Origin of the sequence: Kingella sp. (in: b-proteobacteria), assembly GCF_030527935.1 — a bacterium.
Taxonomy (GTDB): Bacteria; Pseudomonadota; Gammaproteobacteria; order Burkholderiales; family Neisseriaceae; genus Kingella_B.
In genome coordinates, this window is sequence record NZ_JAUMZV010000013.1 from 39,345 (window position 1) to 59,093 (window position 19,749).

A 19,749-nucleotide genomic window follows, 5' to 3' on the forward strand; every position below is an offset into this window, starting at 1 on the left:
TAATGTTTACGCTTCATGTTTATGAATGTGCGGCGATAAAGTCTTGCACGGCTTGCTGCGAGATAAGCGCGGCGCATTCCATGTTTTTGTCGGCGCGTTTGGCGAGCCCTGCCAGCACTTTGCCAGGGCTGCATTCGGCAGATTGGGTGATGCCTTCGCGCACCAGCAGTTGCACGGTTTCGGTCCAACGCACGGGGCTGTATAGCTGGCGCACCAGCGCGTCTTTGATTTGGGCGACATCGTTGTATGCAGCGACATCGGCGTTGTGAATCACACGGATTTCAGGCTGCCTAAACGCCACGTCTTGCAAGGCGATGGCGAGTTTCTCGGCGGCGGGCTGCATCAGGCGGCAATGCGATGGCACGGACACGGGCAGCGGCAAAGCGCGTTTTGCGCCCGCTTCTTTGGCGGCCGCCATTGCGCGTTCTACGGCAGCGGCGTTGCCCGCAATCACCACTTGCCCCACGGAATTGAAGTTCACGGCTTCGCACACGTCGCCTTGCTCGGCGGCGGCGCAGATTTGGCGCACGGTGTCGTCTTCCAAGCCCAAAATAGCCGCCATTGCGCCCACGCCTTGTGGCACAGCAGTTTGCATCAATTCGGCACGCAGGCGCACCAGTTTCACTGCATCGGCAAAATTCAGGCTGCCTGCGGCAACCAATGCGCTGTATTCGCCCAAGCTATGCCCCGCCACCACGCTGGGGGCTTTGCCGCCTGCGGCAAGATAGGCGCGATAGGTTGCCACGCCTGCGGACAGCATCAAGGGCTGGGTGTTCACGGTTTGGCTGATAAGCTCGGCATCTGTGCCGTTCATCATCGCCCAAAGGTCTTGATTGAGCGCGGCGGATGCTTCGTCAAACGTGGCTTTCACTTCGGCGATGCCGTCAAAGCCGTTCATCATGTTCAGGCTTTGCGAGCCTTGTCCTGCGAAAAAGAAAGCGAAGTTCATGGGGTGTCCTTGTTAATTAGATGGAAAAGGTGGCGAATTATAGCAAATTGGGGTTTCAGGCTGCCTTGGGGGCATAAGGGATAGGCAGCCCGAAACTTTTGCAAAATCCAAAATGAAATAAAAAATGGTTAATCAGTCGTCATTCCCGCGCAGGCGGGAATCTTGATAGAACGTAAGCAATGGATTGTTTTTGCATGGGTTTCTGAATATCAAGCAAGATTCCCGCCTGCGCAGGAATGACGGCATTTTCTATTTTTCAGGTTGCCTTGGGAGAGCAAAGGTTTCAGGTTATAAGGCAGCCTGAAAGGGGATTTAGGCGTGTTTGGGCTGTCCAAAGCGGCTGTGCCAATAGGGCAGGGCGTAGCGGAAGATGCCGATAACCCACGCCCACACAATCAGCGTGGCGGCGAACAAATCCACAGGAAAATGCGCGCCCAGCTTCACGCGGCTGTATAACACGCCCGCAGCCCATGCGGCGACCAGCAGGCGGGCAACAAGGCGGGCGGGCTTGCGCCAATTTTGTGTGAAGCCAACCACCAGCAGCAGCCACGCCACGGCAAAAGTGGTATGCCCCGATGGGAACGAGTAGCCCAGCTCGTTTTGTTGATAATCGGACAGGATTTGCTCGTTGGGGTTGTGCGCGGATTGGGCGATGAGTTCAAGCCGATTGGCTTTGCGCATGGCGTAGAAACCTGCGGGCGTGATGTGTTGCTGTTGGGCGATTTGCACCGCATAGGGGCGCGGTTCTTGGAAAATGCGTTTCGCGCCTGTTTTGATGGCTTGCGTGCCGACCACGGCGCAGATGCACACGGCAATCACGGTGAGCGGGCGATATTGTTTGCGCACAAAATAGGCAAGGATAAGGGTGAACACGATGGCAAAGCCAATGGCATAGGGCTGGCTGCCGCCTGTTTCGGTTAGCGTAATCAAGGCGCGGTTTAAATCGGGCGTTTGGCTGCTTTGCGCGAGCGTCCAAGTGTAGCCTGTTGCCCAGAAGCTGATAGGGATGAGCAGCATCAGAGCGGTGTAGAGCGTGAGCGAGATGGTGAGATTGGGTTGTTTCATAAGGCAGCCTGAAAACGTGGGATACAAAAAACGCGCTATTGTAGCAGAATGGCGCGGTTATCCGTATTTTCAGGCTGCCTTGGTGAGCAGCCTGAAACGCAGTTCAACAAGGTTAATAGGGCGTTGCCTGTGCTTTGTTAATATTGCTGATGGGTTTGGCTGCGCCAAACTTCCCTCACTGCGCATCTTTTTTTCGGCGCGTGCGAACTAGCCGCACTTCGTGCGTCGTCGAACAAGCGCACGCTTTTTCCCGAGAAAAGGATGCTTCGTTCGGCTGGACGTAGGGGAATGGGCAGTAGCATTAAGCAGTTGTGAAGCGTTAGGCAGCCTGAAAGTCAATCTGTTCAGCAGAAAACCGTTGGGCTAAACACCAAGCAATTTTGTTTTTCAGGCTGCCTTTGCCCACCGCCTTGCCCGCTATGTAAACCCCGCTTCACGCAACCCAACAATATTTTGACGTTTATCACACAAAAAATTTCATCTCGCGTTACAATGCGCCCGTTTTATTCCACCAAAGGGAAAGTCATGCCGCAGGCATCCAAGCAACAATCTATGCCCAAAGTAAACGCCGCCTTTGCCATCTTGCTCGTTGGCATGGTCGGCTATTTTATCTTTTGGGGATTGGGCTACACGCATCACCATCAAGTGCCCCTATTTTTGCTGGCAACGCTGTTTGGCGTGTTTATGGCGTTTAATATTGGCGGCAACGACGTTGCCAACTCGTTTGGCACATCTGTGGGCGCAGGCACGCTTACCGTACCGCAAGCCTTGTTGATTGCCGCCGTGTTTGAAGTGAGCGGCGCGGTGATTGCAGGCGGCGAAGTAACCGACACCATCCGCACAGGCATTGTGGATTTAAACTCCCTGCCCATGCAGCCTTTGAATTTAATCCTGATTATGATGTCTGCGCTGTTGGCGGCGGCGTTGTGGCTGCTGTTTGCCACCAAAAAAGGGCTGCCCGTTTCCACCACCCACGCCATCATCGGCGGCATAGTCGGCAGCTCCGTGTTGCTCGGCTGGCAGCTATCCAACGGGCAAGGCAGCCCCTTTGCGCTGGTGAAATGGCATGAAATCGGCAGAATCGCCGCTTCTTGGGTGCTCTCGCCCATGCTCGGCGGCATCGTGTCCTACACGCTGTACACCATCATCAAGAAAAACGTATTAGAATACAACGACAAAGTCGCCGCAGAACTCAAAGCCATCAAAGCCGAGAAAAAAGCCTATAAAGAACAACACCGCCTGCGCTTTGACGCGCTGGACGAACAACAAAAAATTGAAGTTTCCACCGCGATGGCACGCGACGCGCAAATCTACGGCGAAGACGATTTTGACCCCGCCGAGCTAGAATCCCATTACTACCAAGGTTTGCACGAAATAAACCAGCGCAAAGAGCAAATTGATGTATTTAAAGCGTTTTACACATGGATTCCCGCCATTTCAGGCTTGGGCTGTATGCTGATTTCGTCCATGTTGATTTTCAAAGGCTTGAAAAACCTGCATTTGGGCATCGCGCCCATGACCAGTATGTTTTTGATTTTGATGCTGGGCGCAGGCATTTGGGTGGCAACGTTTCTATACGCCAAAAACCTGAAACGCAAAGACATCGGCAAAGCATCGTTTCAAATTTTCTCGTGGATGCAAGTGTTTACCGCATCGGGCTTTGCGTTTAGCCACGGCGCGAACGATATTTCCAACGCGCTCGGGCCTTTTGCCGTGATTTTGGATGTGATTCGCGCCAACGATGTAAACGCATCCGAGCCATTGCAGCCGATTGTGATGCTCACCTTTGGCGTGGCGTTGATTGTGGGCTTGTGGTTTATCGGAAAAGAAGTGATTCACACCGTGGGCAAAGATTTGGCGGAATTGCACCCATCGTCAGGCTTCACCGCCGAGCTATCCGCCGCTTCGGTGGTGATGGCGGCTTCCGCGCTGGGCTTGCCTGTGTCTAGCACGCATATTTTGGTGGGCGCGATTTTGGGCATCGGCATGGTGAACCGCAACGCCAACTGGAAAATGATGAAGCCGATTGGCTTGGCATGGGTGATTACCTTGCCTGCGGCGGCGATGTTGTCGATGGGCTGTTTTGGGGTGTTGGAGATGGTTTTTTGATTGAATATTGACTGGATAAGATGATTTTTGGGTTTTCAGGCTGCCTTGATGCGTGTGCATTAGGCAGCCTGAAAACGTTTTGGGCGATGCCAGTATGGCGCGGCGATGGTTTATCGCCAAAATAAGATGAAGACGTAGCAATGGTTTTCAGGCTGCCTAAACGCGGGCGCAATGCTGGGGCAGACTGAAAACTGCCCCGCGCTCCTACGGCTTGCTTGCAAGCCGTGCTCTGGCGTTAAAAACAGTAGGCGCGGATGTTGCAAGCGGATGCGGATGGCTTGCTTTGCGCTGCGGGCAAAACAAATAAGGGCAGATGAAAGGTCTGCCCTTTTGTTGTGTTGCAATGGTTTTCTCGTTTTCAGGCTGCCTACTCTGCTTCGCGCAACACCGCTGCAATCAATTCTTGCGCGCCATCGTCTGCCAGTTTTTTGGCAACGGCGCGACCGAGTGCGTCGGCGTATTCGGCGGGAGCTTGGGCTTGGGCGGTTAAAATCAGCGAGCCATCGGGATGCCCCACCAAGCCGTTGAGCGTGAGCAAGCCGCAGTCGTCGGCGGTGCAATAGGCGGCAAGCGGCACTTGGCAGCTTCCGCCCAAGGCGCGGGCAAGGGCGCGTTCGGCGGTTACGCAGGCGGCGGTTTTGGCGTGGTTGAGCGGCAGTAATACGTCAATCAAATCGGTGCGGTGGGCGGCGATTTCTATGCCAAGCGCGCCTTGCCCTGCGGCGGGCAGGCTGTCGGCGGGGGAAAGCACGGCTTGGATGCGCTCGTGCAGCCCTAGCCGTTCCAGCCCTGCGGCGGCGAGAATAATGGCATCGTAGTCGCCGTGGTCTAGTTTCGCCAAGCGGGTTTGCACGTTGCCGCGCAGCGGGCGGATGGTGAGATGCGGGAAGCGGGTGCGCAGTTGCGCTTCGCGGCGCAGGCTGGATGTGCCCACGATTGCGCCGTGTGGTAGCTCTTCCAGCCGCGTGTAGTGGTTGGAAACAAAGGCATCAAATGGGTTGGCGCGTTCGCCAATCGCCGCCAGCTCAAAGCCTTGTGGCAAATCCATCGGCACGTCTTTAATAGAATGCACCGCAAAATCGGCGCGATTCTCTTGCAGCGCGGTTTCCAATTCTTTGATAAACAAGCCCTTGCCGCCGATTTTAGACAGCGTTTTGTCTAAAATCTGGTCGCCTTGCGTGGTCATGCCGATGATGTGGATTGGGCATTGCGGATACAGGTTTTGCAGTTGGGCTTGGATGTGGCGGGCTTGCCACATGGCGAGTGCGCTTTCGCGGCTGGCGATGGTGAGTGTTTTGGGATGGGGCATGATGTTGGGCGGGATGAAATAGGCAGCCTGAAACGGATAAACGCTTCGGGCTGCGTTGGGTGAAAAGATGATTGGTATCGCTGCCAAAATGGTTTTCAGCCTTGCACTTTGTGCTACGGATACCCCTTTATACCCAAATCAAAGATTTGGACAAAGGGGCAAGGCTGCCTTGATGGTGTTTTCAGGCTGCCTTGGGCAGCGGATTGATGGGAATATTGTGCCCGTGTTTGGACGAACACAAAATCTCGCAAGTGGGCGGGTTCACCAAATCTGCCAGCGTGTAGCCATCCAAATGATTGATAAACGCGATTAAGCCGCTGTTTAAAATTTGGCTTAACCGGCAAGCGGGGGTAATCAAGCATTGGTTGTTGTCGCCAAAGCATTCGGCAAGCTGCAACGGCTCGGTTACGCGCACCACCGTGCCCACGCGGATTTTTTCGGGCGGCTGGGCGAGCTTTAAGCCGCCACCTTTGCCGCGTATGCTGGTTAAAAATCCGCCTTTTACCAGCGCGGTTACTACTTTCATCAAATGGCTTTTGGAGATGTTATACGTTTCGGCAATCGTGCCAATATTCACAAGGCTTTGGTCGTTTACTGCCGCGTAAATCAGCACGCGCAGGGCGTAGTCGGTTTGTTGGGTTAAATACATTTTGTTATTTTGTTGCAGGGTTGAAGGCAAAGTTTCATAATACGCGCATCTTATACATCAAGTTTTAACACAACACAACAAATTGTGAACACACATTAACATAGGACACGCAAATCATGAAACGCCATTCTACCCTAATTGAACTATCACAAGAACACCATCACACGCTGGCTTTGTGCCTGCGCATTTTGCGCGCGCCAGAGCAAAATCATCAAAAAGACATCACCGAGCATTATGTTGATTTGGAACAGCATTTTATCCACGAAGAAACGCTGTTCGCGCCCTTGTGGGATAAATTAAACCGCCCCGAATTGCGCCAACGCTTTGAATACGACCACGCCGAGCTGCGCCGCTTGTTTCGCGAAGCGCAGTTTGACCATGACGAATGGAACACCACTTTTGCCACCATGCTGCGCGACCATGCGCGGTTTGAAGAGCGCGAGCTGTTCCCCGCGATGGAACAGAATGCCTTGCCACCCGAATGATTTTCAGGCTGCCTGATGCGGTAACAAAAGGCAGCCTGAAAATATAGTTCTCTTATCCATTCGCTTGCTTACCAAGCCACCAATATTCCAACAACCATAAAACACTCCCAAGGAAACCCACCATGAGCCTAGAAACCATCGCCGAGCCCACTCCGCCCAAAATCCCCAAATCCACCCTATCCTATCTCAACCCCAATCATCCCGTGTGGGCGATGGCGTTTCGCCCGCTGTATTTGCTCTCCGCGTTGTATGCCGTGGTCTCCATTTTGCTGTGGGGTTTTGGCTACACAGGCACGCGCGCCATGTCCGCCTTTTTGTGGCACGCGCACGAAATGGTGTGGGGCTACGGCGGCGCGGTCGTGGTCGCCTTTTTGCTTACCGCAGGCGCAACGTGGACAGGACAGCCGCCTGTACGCGGCAAATTTTTGATGGCGATTGTGGGCTGCTACATCGCCGCCCGCATCACCGCCTTTTTGCCGTGGGGCTGGCTCACGGGCATTTTTGGCACGGCGTTTTACTGGCTCGCCAGCTATGGCATGGGAGAAGCCGTGTGGGTGAGCCGCAATCAGCGCAACTACATCGCCGTGGTCGCCCTGTTTTTGCTGGGGTGCAGCCATCTCGCCTTTCACATCGCGCTGAGCAACAACCCATCCGCGCTTACCAACGGCTTGTTATCAGGCTTAATTTTGGTGGCGGGCTTTATTGGCTTGGTGGGCGGGCGCATCATTCCATTTTTCACGTCCACGCGGCTGAACACGCCCCGCATCAATAGCCCGCAATGGGCGATGGTCGGCTCGCTTGCCGCGCCCATGGCTGCCGCCGCGCTGATGATGACGCAAACTGCCGTTGCGCTGGCGTTTTACTTTTTGCTGTTTGCGGGCATCATGGGCTGCGTGCAAAGCAAACGCTGGTTTCAAAAAGAAATACTGGGCGAGCCAATGCTGTGGACGCTGCATTTGGGCTATGCGTTTACATCGCTGGGGCTGGTGGTGCTTGCGCTGGGTTTTATCAACCCGAAACTGACCAGCCTTGGCACGCATCTGATTGCCGTGGGCGGCATCGGCTTGCTGACGTTGAGCATGATGACGCGCACCGCGCTGGGACACACAGGGCGCACGCTCTACCCCGCGCCAAAATATCTGCCTTACGCTTTTTGGCTGATGGTTGCCGCCACCATCATGCGCGTGCTGGCGGCGTTTGTGCTGCTGCTTGCGCCAAGCTGGTATCAACACGCCCTAGCCTGCGCGTCGCTGCTATTTGCTGCATCGCTGGCGATTTATTTCATCCGCTATTATCCGTGGCTCACCCAACCGCGCGTTGATGGCAAAGCGGGGTAGGCTTGTAAACAAAGGCAGCCTGAAAATGAAGCAAATGGATTTAACCCCGCTTACTCGTTTTAGCTTCGTTACACAGGCTAAAACCTTTGAAAAACCCTCAGCAGCAGCCTGAAAAATAAGAAATGCCGTCATTCCCGCGTAGGCGGGAATCTTGTTTGATATTCAGAAACCTCCGTAAAAACAATTTGTTGTGCAAAGCTCAACCAAAATTCCCGCCTACGCGGGAATGACGGGGAATTTACTATTTCTTATGGCATTTTTAGGTTTTGCAAAAGTTTCAGACTGCCTTCGCTCAATCATCGCACTCAATGTTGTAGCAACGAATTTCCATCCAACTCATTAGGCAGCCTGAAACGCGGTTCAACACCACCCAAACCCCATTTCAGGCTGCCCAATCATCAAGAGTAAAACCACCATGTCCACCCTAACCATCGCCGCCATCCAGCTTACCAGCACCCCCCGCATCGCCGACAACATCGCCACCATGCAAAAGCTCGTTGCCCAAGCCGCCGCGCAAGGCGCAAACTGGGTGCTGCTGCCCGAATACTGGGCAATAATGGGGCTGCGCGACAGAGACAAACTCGCCCACGCCGAACCCTACGGCGCAGGCATCCTGCAAACCGCGCTCGCCCAAGCCGCCCAGCAACACCAAATCCACCTATTCGGCGGCACCATTCCACTCGCCGGCCCCACGCCCCACAAAGTCCACAACAGCCTGCTGGTTTACAGCCCCAGCGGCGAATGCCTATCGCGCTACGACAAAATCCACCTATTTAACTACCAAACCGCCAGCGAACGCTATTGCGAAAGCGACACCTTGATGGCAGGCGAGCAAATCCCCCAGCTTTGTATCAACGGCTGGCGCATCGCCCAAGGCATCTGCTACGACCTGCGCTTCCCTGAGCTGTTTCGCGCCCAAGCCCCTGCCGACATCATCATGCTGCCCGCCGCGTTTACCCACACCACAGGCAAAGCCCATTGGGAGCTGCTGCTGAGCGCCCGAGCCGTGGAAAACCAATGCTATCTTGTTGCCGCCGCGCAAACAGGCACGCACGAAAACGGACGGCGCACCTTTGGGCACAGCATGATTATTGACCCGTGGGGCGACATCATCGCCATGCAGCCTGAAAACGAAGGCATCGCGCTGGCAACCATAGACACCGCCCGCATCCAAGCCATCCGCGAAAGCCTGCCCGCATTGCAGCATCGCGTGTTGTGATGGGGTAAATGGATTTCAGGCTAAAACCTTTGCAAAACTCCTAACAGCAGCCTGAAACACAAGAAATGCCGTCATTCCCGCGCAGGCGGGAATCTTGTTTGATATTCAAAAATCTACGCAAAAACAATCCATTGCGTAAATTTAACCAAGATTTCTGCCTGCGCGGGAATGACGGAGCGTTTACTATTTCTTGTTGTGTTTTGGGTTTTGCAAAGGTTTCAGGCTGCCTAATGCAATCCACATCAAGGCAGCCTGAAATATTGCTCCGCGCTCCTACGGCTTGCTGGCAAGCCGTGCGCTGGCTTTGAATACGGGTTCTTACAGCCATTGTTTCAGGCTGCTTACGGGGATGTCCCATTGCCATACGCCGTTGGGGGTGATGCCGTCTAGTCCGCGTAGGAATAGGTAGCGGATGTGGAGTGTGGGGGTGGGGGTGTGGCGGCTGGCGAGATAGCGGGCGGTGGCGATGGCGTAGAGTAGGGCTTGTAGGGCGTAGTGGTGTTGGGCGATGGCTTGGTTTAGGGCGGCTTGGGTGTAGTCGCTGGGGCTGTTGCCGAGCCAGTTGGATTTGTAGTCTAGGATGATGGTGCCGCCTTGTGGGGTTTGGGCGAGTAGGTCTATGTAGCCGTTGATGTAGCCTTGTATGTCGCGGAAGTTGAGATTTTGGCTGGCGGTGATGATTTCGGGGGGGAGTTGGCTGTGTTGGGCGAACCATGTTTTCAGGCTGCTTAGGGTGAGGCTGTGGGTGTGCAGTAGGAAGCCGAACTCGGTGAGTATGTTGCTGGGGGGTAGGGTGCTGAGACTGGTGTGGGGCAGCAGGGGGGTGTGGCGGGTGTTGTCTAGCATTTGGGCGATGGTGTCTTGCCATTGTTGGCTGTTGATGTTGTGTTGGTCTAGGGTGGTTTGGATGAGTTGGCTGTGTTGGTGGCTGGGTTGGGCGTGGGGGTAGCGTTCTAGTAGGCTGTGTAGGCAGATGCCTGCGGCTGTGCCTTGGGGGAATTGGGCGATGGTGGGGGGGGTGTTGGTTTGTGTTTCGTTGGTTTTCAGGCTGCCTTGTGGGGGGATGGTTTGTTCGCTGGGGTCTAGTGGGGTGTGGTCGCTGGGTTGGGTGGTGCTGTGGCGGCTGAGTGCGGTGAAGCTGGTGTGTTGGGGGCTGCGGTAGCTGCGGGGTGGGATGGGGGTGGCTTGGTAGGTGGGGTGGGCTGGGCTGGGTTGGGCTTTTGTTTTGGCTTCGCCGAAACTCGCTTCGCTCGTTTTCAGGCTGCTGCTGTATTGGGGCAGGGTTAGTGTGTCGTGCCATTGGATGTGGCTGGGGTGTTGGGCGATGAAGTTTTGCCAGCTTTGGCGGTAGGCTTGGGCTTGGATGTGGGCGTATTCGGTTTTGTTGCTTTTGCCTTTTTCGGGCTGTTGGTGGTTGATAAGGTAGGCTAGGGGGCTGTGTGGGGTGTGGTTGTAGCTGGCGAGATAGACGTTGAGCTGTTCTTCGGCGCGGGTTAGGGCGACGTAGAGCAGGCGTAGGTCTTCGGAGCGTTGTTCGGTTTGGTATTGTTGGGTGTCGCTGTCGGTGAGTTGGGTTTTGTGGATGAGTTGGGTGTGTTGGTCTTGGTGGATGATTTGCCATTCGGGGGCTTGTTGGTTGCTGGCTTTCCATGCGAATGGGCAGTATACGATGGGGTATTGCAGTCCTTTGGCGGCGTGCATGGTTACGATTTTGACGAGATTTTCGTCGCTTTCTAGGCGCAATAGGGCGTGGTCTTGGGGGGTGGCGTTGTCGCGGTTGGCTTGGATTTGTGCGCCGAGCCATTGTTGCAGCGCGCTGGGGGGTTGTCCTTTTTCGTCTTGGGTGGCTAGGATTTCTAGGATTTGGTGGAGATTGGTTAGGGTGCGGTCGTTGCGTTGGGCGAGTAGGGTGGTTTCGGCGTGGGATTGGTGGAGAAATTGTTGTAGGGCGGGGTAGATGCCGTGTTGTTGCCATGTTTGGGCGGCTTGGTGGGCGGCATCGGTCCATTGGGTGAGCTGGGCTTCGTTTTGGTTGAGCTGTTGGATTTGCGCGGCGGTGTGGTTGTATAGGCAGCCTGAAAGTAGGTAGATAAGGTGGGCTGTGCGTTGGGGGTTGAGTATGAAGCTCATCAGGGCGTAGATGGCTTGGGTTTCTTCTTCGGCGTAGATGCTGTCGCGGCTGAGTAGCACGCTTTGGATGTTGTGTTTTTTGAGCTGGCGTTGCATGAGCGTGCCTTCTTTGCGGGCGCGCACAAGGATGGCGATTTGCCCTGCGCTGATGGGGGTTTTGCCTTGGGCGTGGGCGGTTAATGTGGCAGCGATTTCTTGGGCGCACCATTGGGCGGCGCGTTGGGTGAGTGTGTCGCTGTTGTCGGCGGCGGGGTCTTGGTTGAGCCATGTTAGGCGCAGGGGGGCGGTGCCGCTGGGCAGTTTGCTTTCGCTGCGGGCGGCTTGGGCGGGAATGTAGGGGATTTTGTCTAGCGCGAAGGGGTTGGGGCGGGAAAATAGGGCGTTGAGTGTTTGAATCAGCGCGGTGTGGCTGCGGTGGTTTTGGGTTAGGGTGTGGCGGTTGGTGCTGGGGACGGTGTCGGCGGCGTTTAGGTAGGCGTAGATGTCTGCGCCGCGAAAGCTGTATATGGCTTGTTTGGGGTCGCCGACCATGTAGCAGGCGGGTTTTGGGTTACGCTCGCTTTGCTCGTTTTGGCTTTGCCGAAATTCGTTGCACTCGTTTTGGCTTTGCCGAAATTCGCTTTGCTCATTTTCAGGCTGCCTTTGGGTGGGCATAAAGATGGCTTGGAAGATGGCGTATTGCAGGGGGTCGGTGTCTTGAAATTCGTCGATTAGGGCGGTTTGCCAGTTGGCGGCAAGGGCTTGGGCTAGGTCGGATGCGTGGGGGTTTTGCGGGCTTAGGGCGTGGTAAACATCCAGCAACAGGTCGTCAAATTGGCGATTGGGGCTGTTTTTTTTGTTGGCTTCGTTTTGCGCGCGCAGGTAGTGGATGATGTTGTGGGCAAGCTGGATAAGGGCTTGATCTTGGGCTTGGATGCAGCGTTGGGCGGCGGTGGCGAGCGCGCCTAGGGTGTTGTTTATCAGGGCGAGTGGCTCGGTGGGGAGTAGGGTTTTTTGTTTGGTTTTTTTGTCTTGATTGGCTTTGTTTTGCAGAAATTCGGCGGTGAAGATGATTTGGGTGTGGCTGCTTTCGGTAAGCAGTTCCCAAAGGGTGGCGGGGCTGGGGCAGCCTGAAAATTGGTGTAGCTGGGCGAAGCGGTCTTCGCATTTGTCTTGGGCGTAGCTGCGTTTGTTGAGATGGGGGTGCAGTTGCCAAAAGGCGGTTTGGATTTGGGGAAGCTGCTCGCGCACGCTTTGCCATGTTTGTTGGAATGCTTGCTGGGTTTGGGCGATGTGGGCGTTTTGGCTGTGCGCAAACTCGCTTTGCTCGTTTTGTCTTCGCCGAAACTCATTACATTCGTTTTCAGGCTGCATAAATTGCAAATAGGGGCGGGATAGGTAGGGGGCTAGGGCGTGCAGTTGTTTTTCGGGGGTTTGATTGTATTGATAGACAAGCTGGGCTTGGATGGGGTCGCTGGCGATTTGGGTGCGCCAGTAGTCTTGGATGGCGGTTAGGTTGGGGTTGTCGCTGGGGTCGTCGTTGAGTTGGATGTTGAACGGGGCTTGGCAGTAGAAAGCGAAATCTTGCAGGATGCGTTGGCAGAAGCTGTGGATGGTGTAGATGGCGGCGTTGTCAAAATTGCTGATGGCGGCGGTTAGGCGCAGTTGCAGGCGTTCTTGGCTTTCGTTGGCTAGGGCTTGGTTGAGCAGGTTGAATAGGAAATCGTCGGGGTGGTTTTTGTCGTCTAGGCTGTTTTGGCGCAGGGTTTCAGGCTGCGTTTGGGCGTTGGGCGTGCGTTTGAGCGCGGTTAGGGCTTGGTCTAGGCGGGCGCGCAGGCGGGTTTTGAGCTCGGCGGTGGCGGCTTTGGTAAAGGTTACGACTAGGATTTGTTCTACGTTTTGTTTTTCCAGCAGCACAAGGCGGGTGAACAGGGCGGCGATGTTCCATGTTTTGCCTGTGCCTGCGCTGGCTTCTATAAGGTGCGTGCCGTGAACGGGGATGGTGAGCGGGTTGAGTTGGGCGGGGGTGGTCATGATTAGGCAGCCTGAAAATGGGGAAAACGATGGGGCAATGATAGCACGGTGGGGTGTTTTTAGGCGGCGTGGTAAAATCGCGTTTTGTTTATTGGAAAGGGCTGGCAATGGCGATTAAACGATTGGGCAGTGGCGCGCGGCTATCGGAAGCGGTGGTGGCGAACGGCTTTGTGTTTTTATCGGGCATGGTGCCTGAGATGGACAGTAGCGGCGACATCACGGCGCAAACGGCGGATGTGTTGCGGCAGATTGATGATTGGCTGGCGCAATGTGGCTCGGACAAGGCGCATATTGTGGAAGCGACAATTTTTTTGGCGAACATGGCGGACTATGCGGGGATGAATGCGGCGTGGGACGCTTGGGTGGACGCGAACCATTCGCCTGCCCGCGCTTGCGTGGAAGCCAAGCTGGCGCGGGGGGAGTGGCTGGTGGAGATTAAGGTGTCGGCGGTGGTGAAAACGGCATAGGCAGCCTGAAACGCGCTGCGTGAATTATTTTCAGGCTGCCTAATCGCGCGGCTTAACCTTGTTTACATTGATAACGATTTTTCAGGCTGCCTAATAACGCGCAGCATAACCCTGTTTACAAAAAGGAAACCCCATGACAATCCAAGCCCCCATCCAAGCCGTCGCCTTTGACCTAGACGGCACACTCTGCGATTCCATCCCCGACCTTGCCGCCGCCGCCAACGCCATGCGCCAAACGCTCGGCATGACCGCGCTGCCCGATGCCACCGTGCAAAGCTATGTGGGAGACGGCATCGGCGTGTTGGTGCACCGCGCCCTAACCGACAACCCGCAAGGCACCGCCACCGAAGCGCAATGGCAACAAGGCTACACCGCCTTTATCCAGCACTACGCCGACCACATCGCCGACCACACCCGCCCCTACCCCGAAACCGAGGCAGGCTTAGGGCTGCTGCAAACGCTCGGCATCCCGCTTGCCGTCATCACCAACAAAAACGAAATACTCGCCGTTAATCTGCTCAAAGCCTTGCAACTGGACAGCTATTTCAGCATCGTCATCGGCGGCGACACCCTGCCCGAAAAAAAACCCAGCCCCGAGCCGCTGCGCCACGTCGCCCAAGTGCTCGGCGTGAACCCCGCCCACATCATCATGGTGGGCGATTCCAAAAACGACATTATCTCCGCCAAAGCCGCAGGCAGCATCGCCGTAGGCGTAACCTTTGGCTACGGCGATATGGCGCAATTAAGCCAAACCCCCGCCACCACGCCCGACTGGACGATTAACGCCCTGCCCGATATTTACGAACATCTGCGCCCGCAAAAGCCCAGCGCAGAGTAACCGACCATAAGGCAGCCTGAAACCTTTGCAAAACCCTAAAATACAACAAGAAATCGTTAATTCTCCGTCATTCCCGCGTAGGCGGGAATCTTGATTGAACTAACGCAATAGTTTGTTTTGCATGAATTTATGAGTATTTAGAAAGATTCCCGCCTACGCGGGAATGACGGCATTTCTTGTGTTTCAGGCTGCTGCTAGGGGGTTTGCAAAGGTTTCAGGCTGCCTAATATTGTTTACACACTTGATTAGGCAGCCTGAAAACAGGTTGCGTGGCGTTCTAAAAAGCATGCTGGCTTGATGGTTGATGACAAACAGCATGGATTAAAAATTCAGCAAACTGTTCCTTCTCCCGCTGGCGGGGGAAGGTTAGGATGGGGGTAGCTGTTTAACCCACTGAACGCCAAATCTTTTAGAACACCCCATTTTTATACGGTTTTTAGCGAGCCAAAACATTGCTTTGCAAAAATCTACATCACACGTTTTAACCCCACTTCACCACGCAAGCCACTTCAACACTCGTCCCCTCCCCCACCATGCCACCCAAATCCCTACGCGCCCGCGCCCTAGACATCCTAGCGCGCCGCGAAATCAGCCGCCAACAGCTCTACCGCAAACTCGCCCCCTACGCCGAAGACCCAGACGAGCTAGAAGCCGTGCTCGCCGAATTTGCCGAGCGCAACTGGCAATCCGATGCCCGCTACACCGAAGCCTACATCCACAGCAAAAGCCGCAAACACGGCACGCAACGGCTCAAACAAGCCCTTGCCGCGCAAGGCATAGACGACAGCCTAATCCGCGAACACCTGCCAGATGCCCAAAGCGAGCGAGCCCACGCCAACCAAGTGCTGCGCAAAAAATACCCCGCCCCGCCCGCCGACTACGCCGAAAAACAAAAGCAACTGCGCTTTCTCGTTTATCGCGGCTTTGATTTTGACACCGCCAACCACGCCGTAAAACACGCATGGGACGATGAAGACGAAGCGGAAGATGAATAAAAAACCTGTGTTCATTGCGCTGAACACAGGTTGATTGTTTGGAGCGTGTGATTTCAGGCTGTTTATACGCATCAAGGCAGCCTGAAAACGCCAAATAGTAGGGTGGGCAACTGGCTTGCCCACCAAAATATGACGGGCAAACAATGGTGGGCAAGCGAGTTGCCCACCCTACGCTTAAACGCGGGTGCGATGGTTAGGCAGCCTGAAATGCTTGCCCCGCGCCCCTACGGCTTGCGTGCAAGCCGTGCACTGGTTCAACTCAACCCCCAAGGCAGCCTGAAAACCATTTATGCGTTTCAGGCTGCCTTTTTTGCGGCAGCCTGAAAAGGGTTTCGCGGGGATGATTTGGCATTGCTGGTTGGGTTGGTGTTTTGGCGACGAGCCGTCGCCGCTCCATTGCGTTTTCAGGCTGCCTATGCGTATTCACATTAAGGCAGCCTGAAAACACGTCCACGTTCGCTTTTCAGGCTGCCTAATCGTTAAAGCCGCCCATTCACAACCCCTGCTCACTCGCAAACCCGCGCCGCTCGCCCGTAATCGGGTCAATAAAATCCAGCCGTTTCGCCAGCAGCTTCAACGGTTTGTGGTAATCATCCCCGTTTTCAGGCTGCGCGATGGGATACAGCACGTCATTGAGCAGCGGCATCCCCAGCCCCATCATCTGCACCCGAAGCTGGTGTTTCTTGCCCGTAATCGGCTGCAATTCATACAGGCTCACATCGCCGCGCTGTTCCAGCAAGCGCACGCGCGTTTCCGCATTCGCTTCGCCCGCCGTTTCCCGCATCAAAAAAAACGGCTCGCTGGGCACAAGGCGCGTGCGCACGGTGAGCGGGTATGCCAAATCCAAGCGCGTGGGCGCGAGCGCGTGGTAGGTTTTTTGGATGGCATGGCTGGAGAACAGCGTGTGATACGCCGCGCGGGTGGCGGGATTGTGCGAAAACAGCATTACGCCCGCCGTGTCTTTGTCCAAGCGGTGCAGCGGCGTGATGTTCGCCACATCCAGATGCTGCAAATCGAGGCGCAGGCGCAGGCGGGTGAGCAGCGTTTCGCGCAAAAATCGCCCGCTGGGGGTAACGGGCAGAAAATGCGGCTTGTCCACTACAATCAAATCATCGTCCAGCCACAAGATTTTTTCGTCAAACGGAATGCGCGGCTCGTCTTCGCGGCTGACTTCGCGGTAGTAAAAAATCGTCTCGCCCGCTTGATACAACACGTTTTCGTGCAACGGCTCGCCGCGCTGGTTCACCACCATGCCGCTGTTGAGCCGCGCCCGCCAAACGCTCTCGGCAATAAACGGAAAACGCGCGCGCAAATAGCACAGCAGCGGTTTGCCGATGTATTGCTTATCGTGCGGCAGGTTTAGATAGCTGGGTTTGATGCCATCCAAAAGTGGCAGCGGACTGGTGGGCTTCATGCGTGTTTGAAGGGTAATCTGATATAATCGCCGCCATTTTACACGTTCAGGCAGCCTGAAAAATGACATGTCATCAATCAACGGCTTCGGCACAACATTTTACGGCGAATGCGATTACCAACCAGACGGCTCGTTCGTTACCACCTATTGGGTTATTCTCGCCTTTTTGCCCGTTATCCCCTTATACAGCGCACGCATTTTTTATTCAGAAAGCAGTCTTTTCAACACGCAGTACCAATATGAAAAACTGCCCGTTAATTGGCAGCAGGTTGTACGCATTTGGGCGTTTGTAATCGGCACGGCTGTGGGGTTTATAGGGTGTTTGGACATCATCAGCTCGGTATCGGCATCTGATAATAGCCGCAGCACAATCGTTTTGCTGGTCTATTTAACCGCCGCCGCGCTGCTGCCCCATTTTTTGCGCTACCAAGCCAAAAAACAAGTGAATTTCCTGCCTGATGTGGCGATACGCTCGTCTTTTCCAAAAGACATTTTTGGCTGCTGGCAATGCTGGCTGTGGCTGTAATCTGCCTCATAGTGTATTTACAAACACTTTAATTTTTTCAGGCAGCCTGAAAACCGAAATTTTCTAAGAAAGCAAAGTTATGGGACAAAAAATCCAATCCGTTAAAGGCATGAACGACTTTCTGCCTATTGAGCAAAAAGACTTCAAGCTCACCGCCGATTTTTGGCAAGCCTTTGAAAACCAAGTGCAAAAATGGACGCAACGCTTTGGCTACAAGCAAATCCGCACGCCCATTGTGGAACACACCCATTTATTCGTACGCTCCATCGGCGAAGAAACCGATGTGGTGGGCAAAGAGATGTACACGTTTAACGACAACGCGGGCGAAACCAGCCTAAGCCTGCGCCCCGAAGGCACGGCAAGCTGTTTACGCGCGGTGGTGGAACACGATTTAACCTACGCCGCGCCGCAAAAATTGTGGTACATGGGTGCCATGTTTCGCGCCGAACGCCCGCAAAAAGGGCGTTATCGCCAGTTTCACCAAGTGGGCATTGAAGCCCTTGGCTTTGCCGACCCCGATATTGATGCGGAAATCATCGCCATGTGCGCCGATTTGTGGCGCGAATTGGGCATCAGCGAGCAATTAACGCTGGAAATCAACAGCTTGGGCAACCGCGAAGAACGCGCCGCCCACCGCGCCGCCTTAGTGGCGTATTTATCGCAACACGAAGCCGAGTTAGACGACGACAGCAAACGCCGTTTGCACACCAATCCGCTGCGCGTGTTAGACAGCAAAAACCCCGCGCTGCAAGACATTTGCAACGCCGCGCCGCGCCTGTTGGATTATTTGGGCGAAGCATCGCGACAACACTACAACACGTTCAAATCGCTGCTGGATGGCTTGCAAATCAAATACATAGAAACCCCCCGCCTTGTGCGCGGCTTGGATTACTACAACCACACCGTGTTTGAATGGACGACCGATAAGCTGGGCGCGCAGGCGACTGTGTGCGGTGGCGGGCGTTACGATGGCTTGATGGAAGAACTGGGCGGACGCGCCACGCCGTCTATCGGTTTTGCGATGGGCATTGAGCGGCTGCTGCTGCTGGTGAGTGATTACGGCAGCCTGAAAGCCGATTTTGCGCCCGATGTGTTTGTGATGCAGCAGGGCGATGGTGCAACCTTGGCGGCGATGCAACACGCGCGCACTCTGCGCGGCGCGGGGTTTAACGTGGTGCAGTTTTCAGGCTGCACCAAGCTGAAAAACCAGTTTAAACGCGCAGACCAATCGGGCGCAGCGTTTGCCGTGATTATCGCGGAAGACGAAGTGGCGCAAAACACGGTTACCATCAAAGACTTACGCGGCGATCGCAGGCAGATAACCGTTGACGCCGATAAGCTAGTTCAACAATTAAATCAATGGAGTACACAATAATGGCGGGTTATCACGACGAACAAGAAAGCATCAACACAGCGAAGCATCTGTGGCACAGCGGCGGCAAATGGATTGCGGCGGTGCTGGTGGCAGGCGCATTGGGCTATGTGGTCTATGTGGCGTATCAGGGGCGGGCGCATCAAGGCAGCACGCAGGCGGCGCAACTGGCTTCGCAAGTGAACGGCGATGCGGCGAAATTGGCGGCGTTGCAGCAGCAATTCCCCAAAGATACGGCAACCACGCAAGCGAGCTTGCAAACCGCCGCCGCGCTGTTCCAAGCGGGCAAGCCAGACGAAGCGATTAAGGCGTATCAATGGGTGCTGGCAAACGATAAAACGCCCGTTTTTCAGGCTGCCGCCATGCAAAATCTGGCGAATGTGTATATTCAACAGAAAAAATTTGACGATGCACTCAAAACGCTGGGCGCGCCTGTGGACGCGCTGTATCAGCCGTTGATTAACGAAGCCAAAGGCGATGTGTACGCCGCGCAGGGCAAAGCGAAAGAAGCGGGCGATGCGTATAAATTGGCATTGGACAAATTGCCTGAAAATTCGGGCAATCGGCAGTTGATTCAGATGAAGATGAGCCAGCTTTGATTAAGCATGGCGTGATGTGAACGAGAAAACCCAGCGTGTGCGCGTTGGGTTTTTGTTTGGGTGCGGGGGCGGGGTTTCAGGCTGCCTAATTGATGGCTGGCGCGATGGTTAGGCAGCCTGAAAAACAAAATCGCTTGCTGTTTAGCCAAACGGTTTTTGTTGGATTGGATTTCAGGCTGCCTTGATGTTTTCAGGCTGCCTTGGAGCATGGATTATTATTGGGGCTGTCCTAGATAACTAGGATAAATTACTTCTTACCAATTGTTTTAAAAT

22 protein-coding genes are annotated in these 19,749 nt (G+C 54.8%); 13 read left to right on the plus strand and 9 right to left on the minus strand.

Features of this window, described 5'->3' with window-relative positions:
- Positions 1-19 precede the first annotated feature (19 nt).
- Positions 20-949 (minus strand): ACP S-malonyltransferase, encoded by a 930-nt coding sequence (gene fabD, locus Q4A85_RS05785; RefSeq protein ID WP_303108463.1) that lies wholly within the window; start codon positions 947-949, stop codon positions 20-22.
- Between the two features lie 312 nt (positions 950-1,261).
- Positions 1,262-2,014 (minus strand): phosphatase PAP2 family protein, encoded by a 753-nt coding sequence (locus Q4A85_RS05790; protein ID WP_303108464.1) that lies wholly within the window; start codon positions 2,012-2,014, stop codon positions 1,262-1,264.
- Between the two features lie 220 nt (positions 2,015-2,234).
- On the opposite strand from Q4A85_RS05790, the gene Q4A85_RS05795 reads away from it, so the two are divergent.
- Positions 2,235-2,381: a hypothetical protein gene (locus Q4A85_RS05795; RefSeq protein WP_303108465.1), complete on the plus strand. Its 147-nt coding sequence runs from the start codon at positions 2,235-2,237 to the stop codon at positions 2,379-2,381.
- Between the two features lie 185 nt (positions 2,382-2,566).
- Positions 2,567-4,123: an inorganic phosphate transporter gene (locus Q4A85_RS05800; RefSeq protein WP_303108466.1), complete on the plus strand. Its 1,557-nt coding sequence runs from the start codon at positions 2,567-2,569 to the stop codon at positions 4,121-4,123.
- 110 nt (positions 4,124-4,233) lie between these two features.
- Here the strand turns inward: Q4A85_RS05800 and Q4A85_RS05805 are convergent, their stop codons facing one another.
- The 3 genes from Q4A85_RS05805 to Q4A85_RS05815 all read right to left on the minus strand — a co-directional run bounded on the left by Q4A85_RS05805 (position 4,234) and on the right by Q4A85_RS05815 (position 6,081).
- On the minus strand, positions 4,234-4,467 hold the full coding sequence (locus Q4A85_RS05805; protein WP_303108467.1) for a hypothetical protein: 234 nt from the start codon (positions 4,465-4,467) through the stop codon (positions 4,234-4,236).
- Positions 4,468-4,490: 23 nt separating this feature from the next.
- Entirely contained in the window at positions 4,491-5,432 is a 942-nt protein-coding gene (hemC, locus tag Q4A85_RS05810; protein ID WP_303108489.1) for a hydroxymethylbilane synthase, read from the minus strand.
- A 181-nt stretch (positions 5,433-5,613) separates the two neighbouring features.
- Positions 5,614-6,081, minus strand: a complete 468-nt coding sequence (locus Q4A85_RS05815; protein ID WP_303108468.1) for an Rrf2 family transcriptional regulator — start codon at positions 6,079-6,081, stop codon at positions 5,614-5,616.
- 116 nt (positions 6,082-6,197) lie between these two features.
- On the opposite strand from Q4A85_RS05815, the gene Q4A85_RS05820 reads away from it, so the two are divergent.
- The 3 genes from Q4A85_RS05820 to Q4A85_RS05830 all read left to right on the plus strand — a co-directional run bounded on the left by Q4A85_RS05820 (position 6,198) and on the right by Q4A85_RS05830 (position 9,122).
- The gene (locus tag Q4A85_RS05820; protein WP_303108469.1) at positions 6,198-6,566 is read left to right on the plus strand and encodes a hemerythrin domain-containing protein; all 369 of its coding nucleotides are present in this window, start codon (positions 6,198-6,200) and stop codon (positions 6,564-6,566) included.
- Between the two features lie 122 nt (positions 6,567-6,688).
- Positions 6,689-7,903 (plus strand): NnrS family protein, encoded by a 1,215-nt coding sequence (locus Q4A85_RS05825; RefSeq protein WP_303108470.1) that lies wholly within the window; start codon positions 6,689-6,691, stop codon positions 7,901-7,903.
- 415 nt (positions 7,904-8,318) lie between these two features.
- Entirely contained in the window at positions 8,319-9,122 is an 804-nt protein-coding gene (locus Q4A85_RS05830; protein WP_303108471.1) for a carbon-nitrogen hydrolase family protein, read from the plus strand.
- A 40-nt stretch (positions 9,123-9,162) separates the two neighbouring features.
- On the opposite strand, the gene Q4A85_RS05835 is transcribed toward Q4A85_RS05830, so the two are convergent.
- The gene (locus tag Q4A85_RS05835) at positions 9,163-9,450 is read right to left on the minus strand and encodes a hypothetical protein (protein WP_303108472.1); all 288 of its coding nucleotides are present in this window, start codon (positions 9,448-9,450) and stop codon (positions 9,163-9,165) included.
- On the minus strand, positions 9,441-13,265 hold the full coding sequence (gene recB, locus Q4A85_RS05840) for an exodeoxyribonuclease V subunit beta (RefSeq protein WP_303108473.1): 3,825 nt from the start codon (positions 13,263-13,265) through the stop codon (positions 9,441-9,443). Before recB ends, Q4A85_RS05835 begins: the two co-directional genes overlap by 10 nt.
- 107 nt (positions 13,266-13,372) lie before the next feature.
- On the opposite strand from recB, the gene Q4A85_RS05845 reads away from it, so the two are divergent.
- The 5 genes from Q4A85_RS05845 to Q4A85_RS05865 all read left to right on the plus strand — a co-directional run bounded on the left by Q4A85_RS05845 (position 13,373) and on the right by Q4A85_RS05865 (position 15,889).
- A complete protein-coding gene (locus Q4A85_RS05845; protein WP_303108491.1) occupies positions 13,373-13,732 on the plus strand; it encodes a RidA family protein in 360 nt (119 codons plus the stop codon).
- A 133-nt stretch (positions 13,733-13,865) separates the two neighbouring features.
- Positions 13,866-14,570 carry a phosphoglycolate phosphatase gene (locus Q4A85_RS05850; RefSeq protein ID WP_303108474.1) on the plus strand — a complete coding sequence of 235 codons (705 nt, stop codon included), beginning with the start codon at positions 13,866-13,868 and terminating at the stop codon, positions 14,568-14,570.
- Between the two features lie 163 nt (positions 14,571-14,733).
- Positions 14,734-14,868 carry a hypothetical protein gene (locus tag Q4A85_RS05855; protein WP_303108475.1) on the plus strand — a complete coding sequence of 45 codons (135 nt, stop codon included), beginning with the start codon at positions 14,734-14,736 and terminating at the stop codon, positions 14,866-14,868.
- A gap of 235 nt (positions 14,869-15,103) precedes the next feature.
- Positions 15,104-15,565, plus strand: coding sequence for a recombination regulator RecX (gene recX / locus Q4A85_RS05860; protein WP_303108476.1), 462 nt, complete (start codon positions 15,104-15,106; stop codon positions 15,563-15,565).
- Between the two features lie 129 nt (positions 15,566-15,694).
- Positions 15,695-15,889, plus strand: coding sequence for a hypothetical protein (locus Q4A85_RS05865; protein ID WP_303108477.1), 195 nt, complete (start codon positions 15,695-15,697; stop codon positions 15,887-15,889).
- Between the two features lie 169 nt (positions 15,890-16,058).
- Here the strand turns inward: Q4A85_RS05865 and Q4A85_RS05870 are convergent, their stop codons facing one another.
- Positions 16,059-16,979 (minus strand): pseudouridine synthase, encoded by a 921-nt coding sequence (locus Q4A85_RS05870; RefSeq protein WP_303108478.1) that lies wholly within the window; start codon positions 16,977-16,979, stop codon positions 16,059-16,061.
- 67 nt (positions 16,980-17,046) lie between these two features.
- On the opposite strand from Q4A85_RS05870, the gene Q4A85_RS05875 reads away from it, so the two are divergent.
- From Q4A85_RS05875 to Q4A85_RS05885, 3 genes are all read left to right on the plus strand, one after another.
- Positions 17,047-17,505: a hypothetical protein gene (locus Q4A85_RS05875; protein ID WP_303108479.1), complete on the plus strand. Its 459-nt coding sequence runs from the start codon at positions 17,047-17,049 to the stop codon at positions 17,503-17,505.
- A gap of 79 nt (positions 17,506-17,584) precedes the next feature.
- A complete protein-coding gene (gene hisS / locus Q4A85_RS05880) occupies positions 17,585-18,880 on the plus strand; it encodes a histidine--tRNA ligase (RefSeq protein ID WP_303108480.1) in 1,296 nt (431 codons plus the stop codon).
- The gene (locus Q4A85_RS05885; RefSeq protein ID WP_303108481.1) at positions 18,865-19,476 is read left to right on the plus strand and encodes a tetratricopeptide repeat protein; all 612 of its coding nucleotides are present in this window, start codon (positions 18,865-18,867) and stop codon (positions 19,474-19,476) included. The genes hisS and Q4A85_RS05885 overlap by 16 nt, the downstream gene beginning before the upstream one ends.
- On the opposite strand, the gene Q4A85_RS05890 is transcribed toward Q4A85_RS05885, so the two are convergent.
- Positions 19,452-19,685, minus strand: coding sequence for a hypothetical protein (locus tag Q4A85_RS05890; RefSeq protein ID WP_303108483.1), 234 nt, complete (start codon positions 19,683-19,685; stop codon positions 19,452-19,454). The two genes, Q4A85_RS05885 and Q4A85_RS05890, sit on opposite strands and share 25 nt — an antisense overlap.
- Positions 19,686-19,749 lie beyond the last annotated feature (64 nt).

Excerpts from the sequence above, each read along its gene's own strand:
- recX (WP_303108476.1), top strand. The coding sequence starts at position 15,104 with ATGCCACCCAAATCCCTACGCGCCCGCGCCCTAGACATCCTAGCGCGC.
- hisS (WP_303108480.1), top strand. The coding sequence starts at position 17,585 with ATGGGACAAAAAATCCAATCCGTTAAAGGCATGAACGACTTTCTGCCT.
- Q4A85_RS05875 (WP_303108479.1), top strand. The coding sequence starts at position 17,047 with ATGTCATCAATCAACGGCTTCGGCACAACATTTTACGGCGAATGCGAT.
- Q4A85_RS05830 (WP_303108471.1), top strand. The coding sequence starts at position 8,319 with ATGTCCACCCTAACCATCGCCGCCATCCAGCTTACCAGCACCCCCCGC.
- Q4A85_RS05825 (WP_303108470.1), top strand. The coding sequence starts at position 6,689 with ATGAGCCTAGAAACCATCGCCGAGCCCACTCCGCCCAAAATCCCCAAA.
- Q4A85_RS05820 (WP_303108469.1), top strand. The coding sequence starts at position 6,198 with ATGAAACGCCATTCTACCCTAATTGAACTATCACAAGAACACCATCAC.
- Q4A85_RS05800 (WP_303108466.1), top strand. The coding sequence starts at position 2,567 with ATGCCCAAAGTAAACGCCGCCTTTGCCATCTTGCTCGTTGGCATGGTC.
- Q4A85_RS05835 (WP_303108472.1), bottom strand. The coding sequence starts at position 9,450 with ATGGCTGTAAGAACCCGTATTCAAAGCCAGCGCACGGCTTGCCAGCAA.
- Q4A85_RS05790 (WP_303108464.1), bottom strand. The coding sequence starts at position 2,014 with ATGAAACAACCCAATCTCACCATCTCGCTCACGCTCTACACCGCTCTG.
- Q4A85_RS05815 (WP_303108468.1), bottom strand. The coding sequence starts at position 6,081 with ATGTATTTAACCCAACAAACCGACTACGCCCTGCGCGTGCTGATTTAC.
- fabD (WP_303108463.1), bottom strand. The coding sequence starts at position 949 with ATGAACTTCGCTTTCTTTTTCGCAGGACAAGGCTCGCAAAGCCTGAAC.
- Q4A85_RS05845 (WP_303108491.1), top strand. The coding sequence starts at position 13,373 with ATGGCGATTAAACGATTGGGCAGTGGCGCGCGGCTATCGGAAGCGGTG.
- Q4A85_RS05890 (WP_303108483.1), bottom strand. The coding sequence starts at position 19,685 with ATGCTCCAAGGCAGCCTGAAAACATCAAGGCAGCCTGAAATCCAATCC.
- Q4A85_RS05850 (WP_303108474.1), top strand. The coding sequence starts at position 13,866 with ATGACAATCCAAGCCCCCATCCAAGCCGTCGCCTTTGACCTAGACGGC.
- Q4A85_RS05870 (WP_303108478.1), bottom strand. The coding sequence starts at position 16,979 with ATGAAGCCCACCAGTCCGCTGCCACTTTTGGATGGCATCAAACCCAGC.
- recB (WP_303108473.1), bottom strand. The coding sequence starts at position 13,265 with ATGACCACCCCCGCCCAACTCAACCCGCTCACCATCCCCGTTCACGGC.
- hemC (WP_303108489.1), bottom strand. The coding sequence starts at position 5,432 with ATGCCCCATCCCAAAACACTCACCATCGCCAGCCGCGAAAGCGCACTC.
- Q4A85_RS05865 (WP_303108477.1), top strand. The coding sequence starts at position 15,695 with ATGACGGGCAAACAATGGTGGGCAAGCGAGTTGCCCACCCTACGCTTA.
- Q4A85_RS05885 (WP_303108481.1), top strand. The coding sequence starts at position 18,865 with ATGGAGTACACAATAATGGCGGGTTATCACGACGAACAAGAAAGCATC.
- Q4A85_RS05855 (WP_303108475.1), top strand. The coding sequence starts at position 14,734 with ATGACGGCATTTCTTGTGTTTCAGGCTGCTGCTAGGGGGTTTGCAAAG.